Below are 9,004 nucleotides of genomic sequence, written 5' to 3'. Positions count from 1 at the left end.
TAGATGAGTACTGCAACTAGCATTAATCAGCCAATCGTCAAAAAAGTGGTGAACTGGAACCGACCGGATGATGATTTCACGATAACATTCTGGAATCAGAACATTATGCAGTTCTGGACGGACGAGGAAATTCCGTTGTCTGACGATAAAATGTCCTGGATCACGCTGAGCGGGACTGAGCGTGAGCTCTACATGAAGGTGCTTGGCGGCCTTACGCTGCTTGATACGATGCAAGGCGGCGTTGGCATGCCGAAGATTCTTGAGCATGTCGACGGGCTGCAGCGCAAAGCGGTGCTAAGCTTCATGGGCATGATGGAGCAAATTCATGCGAAGTCTTACAGCTCTATTTTCACAACACTGTCTACGACGGAAGAGATCAATGAGCTATTCGCATGGGTAGAGCGCAATCCTTATCTGCAGTTCAAAGCGAATAAAATTTCTCATTATTATGAGAATATTACGACGAACAAAGAGCTGTACTTAGCGATGGCATCGTCGGTTCTGCTGGAGAGCTACCTGTTCTACAGTGGCTTCTATTACCCGCTTTATTTGGCCGGACAGGGTAAAATGACAAGCAGCGGCGAAATCATTGATTTGATTTTGCGTGATGAGAGTATTCACGGTCTGTACATCGGTGTATTGGCTCAGGAAGTTTATGCAGAGCTTAGCCCTGCTGACCAGGATGAGGCCTACGAGACATTGTCTGCGCTGCTGAAGGAGCTTCATGCTAATGAGGAAGGCTATACGGATAGCCTGTATGGGCCTTTAGGTCTGGCAGAAGATGTGAAAGCATTCCTGCGTTACAACGCGAACAAAGCGTTCATGAACTTAGGGGTAGAACCGTTGTTTCCGGAAGAGGAAATCAATCCGATTGTTTTGAACGGGTTGAGCACGAAGACGAAGCAGCATGACTTTTTCTCTAAAAAAGGGAATGGGTATGTGCGTACGATTCATGTTGAAGCTTTGACGGATGATGATTTTGTTTTTTAAGTTGTTGAAAAGGGTGCCCTTTGGGTGCCTTTTTTTACATATAAAAATGTATATGTATTTTGAGGAAGCGAAGCTTACCCCTAATTTCATTGTGATGAGCAGCGAAGGGAACTAGAGGGCGCTATTTCATCGAAATAGGTTCTATTTCGCGCGTAGGGGGAACTGTGGTCCACTATTTGTCCGTTTCCTGAAAGAAAACGGGATTAGGCGGTCAAATTAGGTCCTGTAGTTCCGATTGAATGCGGAAACGGGCTGAATTTGCTTGAATAGCGGCTTGTAGTTCCTCAAAGGTGTACGCGCTCACCCTATGAGGAGGACGTAATCGTTTATTCTTGTTCGGTTTAGGCGAAACACGTATGAAGTTGTCCTTGCCCGCGTAAATATGGGAAGAGATACTACCTGCGTTCATTACTGCATTTGCTAGCGGCCCGGAAACAAATGCTGGTCGTCTATAAGGGGGAATTTTCATGTCCAGGTTAAAATTAGGCATTATTGGTCTTGGCGAGGTCGCCCAGATCATCCATTTTCCCGTATTGGAAGCGTTATCAAAGAGGTATGAAATCACTGCAATATGCGACATTTCACCTAAGCTCCTGGAGGTTATCGGGAACAGGTATCACGTGCCAAACCGTTATGTAGATGCTGCCGAAATGGCGAGTCTTCCAGAGCTGGATGCCGTTCTCATCTGCAATAGTGATGAATATCATGCCGATTGTGTGATCGCTGCTCTCAAGAACAGAAAGCATGTGCTAATCGAAAAGCCGATGTGCCTAACCTTGCAGGAAGCTGACGACATCATCCGTGTCCGGGATGAAATGGGTGTCAAGGTCATGGTAGGTTACATGAGAAGGTATGCCCCGGCATTTGTACAAATGGTTGAAGAAGTGAAGAAGCTGGATAAAATTAACTACGTGAGGGTCCGCGATATTATTGGGGGAAATCACTTATTTATCGACCAATCCAGCAAGGTCCACCGTTTCGATGATATCGAGGAACATGCCAAAACAGACCGTACCAATCGGGCGGCGAAACTGGTGAAAGATGCCATTGGCGAAGCTCCTGAGGACTTGCGCTCAGCGTATCGTTTGCTCTGTGGGCTAGGCAGCCATGATTTATCCGCGATGCGGGAAGTGATCGGATTCCCCAAAAGGGTTGTTTCTGCAAGGCAATGGAATAACGGCAGATTTATGAGCGCGATTTTGGAATATGACGGATTTCATGTTACCTATGAAACGGGGATTGACAATATACGACGGTTTGATGCGCACATTGAAGTATACGGCAACGACAAATCGTTGAAGGTTCAGTACAATACGCCGTACATGCGCCATCTTCCTACAACGCTGCAGGTGAATGAAACAAACGGAGAAGCATATAACGAAACAGCGATTAGGCCTACATTTAAAGATGCGTACACCTGTCAATTTGAATATTTTTACGATGTGGTCGTGAACGATCTGACGCCGAAAACAACGCCGGAGGATGCCAAAGAGGACTTGCAGCTTTTCCGCATGCTAATCGAAGCTATGAAGGTGCCAGAGAATTAATGAACGGAATATAAAAATAACAATCGCCGCCACTGCTTCCTTGAGTGGGCGGCGATTTTGTCATTTTTTAAGCTAGAGATTCCTTCACGACAGGCTCTGTCAGCTTGTAACCAACATTGCGAATTGTCATGATATACTCCGGATTGCGGGCATTTTGTTCGATTTTATCGCGCAAATGCGAGATATGGACATCAACAATTCGGGTATCACCAAGGAAGTGATAATCCCAGACGCCATGAAGCAGCTGTTGTCTGCTTAGGACTTTGCCACGGTGTTTGCATAAGAATAGCAGCAGTTCAAATTCTTTTGGTGTAAGTTCGATCGGTGCGCCGTTCATCGTAACTTCCCGTTGGTCAGCTTTAATCGAGATCTGGCCAATTGTAATAGGCGTGTTTTCTGAAGCAGACGGCAGAGTTTGAATACGACGATGAATAGCATGAATACGGGAAATGAGTTCTTGCGGCGAAAACGGCTTCGTCATGTAATCGTCGGCCCCGTTATCCAGCCCCGCAATTTTGTCCGTAAGGTCCTGCATGGCTGTAAGCATAATAATCGGAACGAGGTTATTCTGGTTTCTCAGCTTACGGCATACTTGAAAGCCGTCCATTTTCGGCAGCATAAGGTCTAGAACAATGAGGTCAGGTCGAAAAGTTTGAATCGCATCAAATACAGCTTCACCGTCGAATACGCAATATACTTCGAAGCCCACTAGCTTCAGGTTGAACTCTATAAGCATTGAGATTGAAGGTTCGTCATCGACAACGAGGATCTTTTTCTTTAGCATTAGGTTGACTCCTTTTATCGAGAAGGATAACTCTATTATGCRGGAGCTCTATCATCGACATATTAAGATAAAGTTAACCCAGTGTAAAATTGCATTCTTTGGACGCATATAATAGGATAGAAGATGAGGTGAATTTGACAGAGATGGCTTTTCATATTGTACTAGTAGAACCCGAAATTCCTGCAAATACAGGAAACATATCAAGAACATGCGCGGCAACAGGCACGCATCTCCATTTGGTTAGACCGCTGGGCTTCCAGACCGATGACAAAACGCTGAAGCGCGCAGGCTTGGACTATTGGCACTCCGTTAAACTCGAGTATCACGATTCGTTTGACGAGGTGCTGGAGATGTATAAAGAGCATCGTTTCTTTTTTGCAACGACGAAGGCGAAGAAGCGTTACACAGAATTTACATTTCAGGATGGCGACTTTTTTGTTTTTGGTAAAGAGACGAAAGGTCTTCCAGAAGAACTTCTGCGTCAGCATCCCGAAACATTGCTTCGACTTCCGATGTCGGATAACGTTCGATCGCTCAATTTATCTAATTCCGCAGCGATCATGCTTTATGAGGGATTGCGGCAGACGGGCTTCGAAGGGCTTGACTAGGTGCTTGAATGAACGCATACAAAGGCATAATTTAGGTCTGTGTCGACAAAATTGACAATAAAAGAAATTTCGGCTTTTAATTAGAAGGAGTTTCTTGACCAATGGCGAATAGTATTCCCTATCAGTCCGTATAGATGTGCTAAGCCAACACGCTGAGCATAGAAAATGAGAGCGGAAGAGAGGTGAAGTCCTATGATGAAACCAGCCGGAGTCGTTCGTAAAGTCGATCAATTGGGACGTATTGTTCTGCCTAAATCGTTACGTAAACGATATCAGATGAATGAAGGAGATCCTGTCGAGATTTTGGTACAGGGTGATCATATCATTTTGGAGAGATACCGCCCGAAATGCGTATTTTGCGGCAGTATGGAGAGTGTGAGTGAATTCAAAGAACGTTACATATGCGGTGCTTGTGTAACAGAAATGAATGTACTTAAAGTAAGAGCATAAAAGTGAAAAAGCATCGTCTTTCCTTAGAGGAAAGAGGTGCTTTTTTTGTTTGCGCTTGTTTTAGGGGAACTATGGTGCGCTATATGTGAGAAAAGAGCTGATTGCACGCCTTTTGCGGAACTATGGGGTCTTATTTGCTTTGAAATGGTCGGTGAGGAGTTCTACTTGGCCAAATAGAGGATCGTAGTTCTCTTCGGCGGGGAGGAATGCCGGTTTTCAAGGAAATAGAGGACCGTAGTTCCCTTCGGGCATTTCTCCGGACTCGCTCCGGGCGTAATTCGGGTTTCACCGAGCATTCTCCGAGCTTTCTCCAGAGTTACGCCGCGCTCCATGTCAGCCGAACGTAAAAAGACCGCCAGAATGAAACATTCCGATGGTCTTTGGAAAACTTACAGGCCCTTAGTTTTGTCCTCGTTATAGGAAGCCGTCAACATAGCGACGAGAAATAGTACGAAAACGGAATTAACGAGCCAAAATGTTGCTGATAAGCCAAACATTGCTGCACCCCCTATAGGTTAAAGAACGTAAAAGCATATAGTTAAGGCTTATTATACCCAACCATCCTAAAAAAAGAAACGAATAAAGTGTGAATAATTTCGGTCACTTGAAAAATAAAAAGTTCGTAGCAAGCGGTCGAAGCTTGCCATCGGACGGGCGGTTAATGACACTTCCACCCATAACTAGCGTAGTTGACCCGCCTCCATCAAGGTTATAGGCGTCAACAATCCCTAACTGCTGCATCTTGTCCTGCAGCTCAGCTAGCGTTGCCCCCGAGTTGCCGCTCTCATCATAACCATCTGTTACGATAAACAACAGCTGGTCGTTTCGGTAATTGGCCATCACGGTTCTGGCTGCACGCGCCGGCGAGCTCTGCCACTGATAAGGGATGGTCGTTTTGGCTCCGTTCTTGAGTAACGTCGGAACGAAGGTCGAACCCATCAGCGGATTAAGCTTGTCCAGATCAGCTTGGGAGCTGAACTTGCCGCCAATGAGCTTGCGGTCTTTATTCAAACCGATGAAGGTTGTATCATTATTCGTCGGGAAAAAGCCGTTTAAGTACTTGCCGTTCATGACCGTCGTATCGAGCGGGTAGCGCTTGCCTTTGCTGTCATCGGCAAAGCCTCCTGCATTCACGCCCGCAATCGCGCCGTAGCGGGACACAGCCTCCAAGGTGGTCTCGCTGGAGCCCATTTTGTCCTTGCCCAGAACAAGCTTAATGGCTTTATCACTTTTGAGGTTTACTTTAAGAGCATAACCTTTGTAGTTATTTTCATTCAAAGCAAACAATTTCAAGTCGATATTGCCAGACGAGGCTTGCCGAATAGGACTACCAAGCTTGGCAGTAATCCGTGCATCATAGATGATGCCGGGTATAGCTACCTGGGCTGTGGCACTCTGAAGGGCAGCAGTTACTTCCGCCGTGCTCTTCTCATACAGGGCAAAATATTGCTGAATAATCGTTTTGGTTTGCGCTGCATCATTCGTTGCCTTCGTCAGCAAGTCGTTAAGGGTAAGCGATTCTTGCTGAAAGGAGATAGGGACTGAGGCTGCCGTTGACCATGGATGAATGGGGATACTCGCGGTAACGAAAAGCAGCCAAATCAACATGCCCACAAAGGGGGCACAAGCAAGAAGAAAGACGCGATTGATACCTTGAATAGTCGTCATTATTTTAACACATCCAAGTTCTTCTGCAGCTCATCGAGCTTCTTCTTCACATCAGCAAGCTGCGTGTAGAGCTGGTTGCTGTTATCGGTCTTGCTGTTGGCGCTGTCCTTCGTGAAGGCGAGCAGTTCATTCAGAGAATCCACTTTCGTTTGTAGAGCCTTCATGTCTGTTGATACACTGTCTTTCAATTGGGTAACTTGCTTCTGATAATCTTCCTGCACGACTTGTAATTGCTGCTGGGTTTGCTGTGCGATATCGGTTGCTATTTGTTGTCTTAAATGCTCTGTATACAGCATGGCTGCTGCCACTCCGATTACGATCAGCATGACCCAACCAAGAAACAAGTAAACATACGTTTTTCTTCCAGCTTTTGTGGCTTTTGCTGCCCGAGGGAAGGAATTCGCCGTCGTTGTCTCGATTTGCATACTCATGATAATCACCTCTGTCTCCTAGTATAGCATATTCCCTATTTTATACAGAAATTTAGATGGAATTCGCTGTTTTTCGATATTCATTGGGGGTAATTCCCTCTAATTTTTTGAAAACTTTGCTGAAATATTTCTCATCCTGATAACCAACCATTTCGGCAACTTGAGAAATCCGAAGATGCGGATTGCGCAGCAGAACCTTCGCTTTGCTCATGCGGATCTGGCCCAAATAATCCGAGAGGTTCACCTCGAATTGCTGTTTGAATTTGCGGGAGATATATTCGCGGCTTAGGAAGAAGCGGCTCGCTATCTCCTGCAAGGTCACATCCTCGTGGTAATGATTCTGCAGGTATTCGGAGATTTCAAAAATAACATTTTTGTCCTTGTGCTGATTCTCAAGCAGCATTTTGGACATGTGCACGATGCTCCGTGTAAGCTCCTGTTGCCACTGCGAAAGGGATAGAATCCCCTGCTCGTCGAGCGGCACGATGACGCTGGTAGGTTCATCCGAGAGCATCTCCTTGACTTTGTCCTCACTAATGCCGGAGAAGAACTGCTGCACCCAGCGACGCTTCATAACGGTGTATTCCCGCCACCAAAGATCGAGCTGTTCCAGCGTGATGACCTCGCTTTGCTTGACGGTGTCCATCCATTGCTGGATAGCTTCCTCAATCTGCTCAATGCTGCCGCTGCGGATAGCCAGATTAATTTTCTCCTCATACTGGGTGAAGGTAAGCGCAGCTTGAGGGGATTTGGCAGGGTTCAACATGCTATGAATCCAGGAATCCCTGGCTTTAAGGTTGCGCTTGCGAAGTGCATTGCGCGCTTCTTGATACGATAAGGTCACATCAGCAGGGAAAGCATGCACGCGACCTATTCCAAAATCAACGCGTGTGTGCAGGGCTGTGCGCATGCCTTTATTAATTTGTTCCAGAAAAGCCTCAGATCCGAGCAAATCCTTCCATAATAGCAGCACAATTTCGGTTTCGCTGTGCCAGTGGCGGAAAGCGTAGCCGCGTCCATCCGTTGTCAGAAATTCATTGCATATGTTGATGAGCGAAAATAATAACAGATCCATGTTCTGGCTGAATTTATTTTTCACGCTGCGTTCCATCGTATCTAACGATAAAATGGCAACGCGGCATTCATTCATGTTCCGGGTCAAATGAAGCTCTTTGTCGAGCTGCTCAGCGGCACTCTCATAAGTGGAGGGCTCAGCGATGATGCCGGAAAGAAGCTTGTCCCAATACATGGGCTTAATCGTATTCATTTCGATATTCAGCTCACGGTTGGTTTGACGAAGCTCTTCATCCTTGGTCCAGGCCTGAATGGCCTTATCCAGCGCTTCATTCAGCTGACCTGGATCAATGGGCTTCAGAATGTAGTCAGTCCCTCCATACTTCAAGGTATGGCGCAGTAATGAGAAATCATCATGACCGCTGATGACGATCGTTTTGGCGTCTGGAGCATTCGTTTGCAGCCACTCCAGCAGCTTCACGCCGTTCATGATGGGCATCATCATGTCTGTCATAATAATTTCAGGATGGTGCTGGGCAATAAGCGCGGTGGCAGATTCGCCATCCGGCGCTTCAATTATGGTATCGATCCCGTGCTGCTGCCAGTTCACGAGCAGTCGGATAGCGTCACGTACATGTTTCTCATCATCGACAAGTAAGACTTTCATTAGTTAGCTCCCTTATTCATCGGGATATGGATGACGATTCTTAAACCCCGGGGCTGTGCATGTTCAATGTCAAGAGCAGCGTCATCAGTGAAATATAATTTCACTCTAGTTAGTACATTGCTAAGCCCAATACAGGTCTCATGGCCCGTGGAAGGGGTGTTTAGCCTGTTTCTAATCTCGCGTAAACGCTCCTCAGTAACGCCAATTCCATTATCCTCAACAATCAGTTCTAGAAATTCATATTTTTCCTCGGTACGTTTTGAAGCCTGAATACGCAAGAGTCCATCCTCGGCTGCACTTGGGTTAAAACCATGTTTGAAATAGTTTTCGACAAGCGGTTGAATGATCATTTTGGGCACGGAAATGGCTTTGGTATCTTCCTCAATATCATAGACGATCTGGAATTGATGCTCGAAGCGCTGCTTTTGCAGCTCCAAATAGGCTTTGATATGGTCAAGCTCTTTGCCCAGAGGGACGACGGATTCATTCGTGTTCATGCTGTAATGCATCATTTTGGCAAGGGAAGCAATTAAGGCATATACTTTGGGCGCATCATGCTGCAAGGCTAGTGTACCGATAGATTGCAGCGCATTATTCAGAAAATGCGGATTAATCTGGGCTTGCAGCGCCATAAGCTGATTGGACTTGTTCGCAAGCTCCAGACGATATTCGCGCATGACCATTTGATTCAAATCCTGCATAAGGCCATGAAAGCGGTTGGCTAGAATGCCCATTTCATCGGTGCGCGTCAATTCAATATCTTGCTGCATCTGGCCTACTTGAACCTGACCAGCTTGAATGCGTGTGATATAACGTATCAATTGCTTGATCGGCTCTGTAAAACG

Annotated in this window: 9 protein-coding genes; 4 read left to right on the top strand and 5 right to left on the bottom strand. The window is 46.2% G+C overall.

Annotated features, from left to right (window positions below; translation table 11 throughout):
- Window positions 1–3: 3 nt before the first annotated feature.
- A complete protein-coding gene (gene nrdF, locus AC1DUA_RS11795; RefSeq protein ID WP_477499932.1) occupies window positions 4–990 on the top strand; it encodes a class 1b ribonucleoside-diphosphate reductase subunit beta in 987 nt (328 codons plus the stop codon).
- 467 nt (window positions 991–1,457) lie between these two features.
- Complete coding sequence (locus AC1DUA_RS11790; RefSeq protein WP_477499931.1) at window positions 1,458–2,537, top strand: Gfo/Idh/MocA family oxidoreductase; 1,080 nt, start codon at window positions 1,458–1,460, stop codon at window positions 2,535–2,537.
- A gap of 67 nt (window positions 2,538–2,604) precedes the next feature.
- Here AC1DUA_RS11790 and AC1DUA_RS11785 read toward each other — a convergent pair whose 3' ends face one another.
- Window positions 2,605–3,321: a response regulator transcription factor gene (locus tag AC1DUA_RS11785; protein WP_127457576.1), complete on the bottom strand. Its 717-nt coding sequence runs from the start codon at window positions 3,319–3,321 to the stop codon at window positions 2,605–2,607.
- Window positions 3,322–3,464: 143 nt separating this feature from the next.
- Here AC1DUA_RS11785 and trmL point away from each other — a divergent pair, with 143 nt between their 5' ends.
- Both trmL and AC1DUA_RS11775 read left to right on the top strand, forming a co-directional pair.
- Window positions 3,465–3,929 (top strand): tRNA (uridine(34)/cytosine(34)/5-carboxymethylaminomethyluridine(34)-2'-O)-methyltransferase TrmL, encoded by a 465-nt coding sequence (gene trmL, locus AC1DUA_RS11780; RefSeq protein WP_161408823.1) that lies wholly within the window; start codon window positions 3,465–3,467, stop codon window positions 3,927–3,929.
- A 195-nt stretch (window positions 3,930–4,124) separates the two neighbouring features.
- Window positions 4,125–4,379: an AbrB/MazE/SpoVT family DNA-binding domain-containing protein gene (locus AC1DUA_RS11775; protein ID WP_326072934.1), complete on the top strand. Its 255-nt coding sequence runs from the start codon at window positions 4,125–4,127 to the stop codon at window positions 4,377–4,379.
- Between the two features lie 600 nt (window positions 4,380–4,979).
- Here AC1DUA_RS11775 and AC1DUA_RS11770 read toward each other — a convergent pair.
- From AC1DUA_RS11770 to AC1DUA_RS11755, 4 genes are all read right to left on the bottom strand, one after another.
- Complete coding sequence (locus tag AC1DUA_RS11770) at window positions 4,980–6,047, bottom strand: phosphodiester glycosidase family protein (RefSeq protein WP_477499930.1); 1,068 nt, start codon at window positions 6,045–6,047, stop codon at window positions 4,980–4,982.
- Window positions 6,047–6,478 carry a hypothetical protein gene (locus AC1DUA_RS11765; RefSeq protein ID WP_477499929.1) on the bottom strand — a complete coding sequence of 144 codons (432 nt, stop codon included), beginning with the start codon at window positions 6,476–6,478 and terminating at the stop codon, window positions 6,047–6,049. Before AC1DUA_RS11765 ends, AC1DUA_RS11770 begins: the two co-directional genes overlap by 1 nt.
- Before the next feature lie 52 nt (window positions 6,479–6,530).
- Complete coding sequence (locus AC1DUA_RS11760; RefSeq protein WP_477499928.1) at window positions 6,531–8,159, bottom strand: response regulator; 1,629 nt, start codon at window positions 8,157–8,159, stop codon at window positions 6,531–6,533.
- Window positions 8,159–9,004, bottom strand: an 846-nt coding sequence (locus AC1DUA_RS11755; RefSeq protein ID WP_477499927.1) for a sensor histidine kinase, incomplete at its 5' end; no start/stop codon positions are given. The genes AC1DUA_RS11755 and AC1DUA_RS11760, both read right to left, overlap by 1 nt.

The organism is Paenibacillus sp. 01T422, assembly GCF_056398785.1.
The sequence above is the reverse complement of the archived record's forward strand: the minus strand, read 5'-3'. Positions and strand labels throughout refer to the sequence as shown.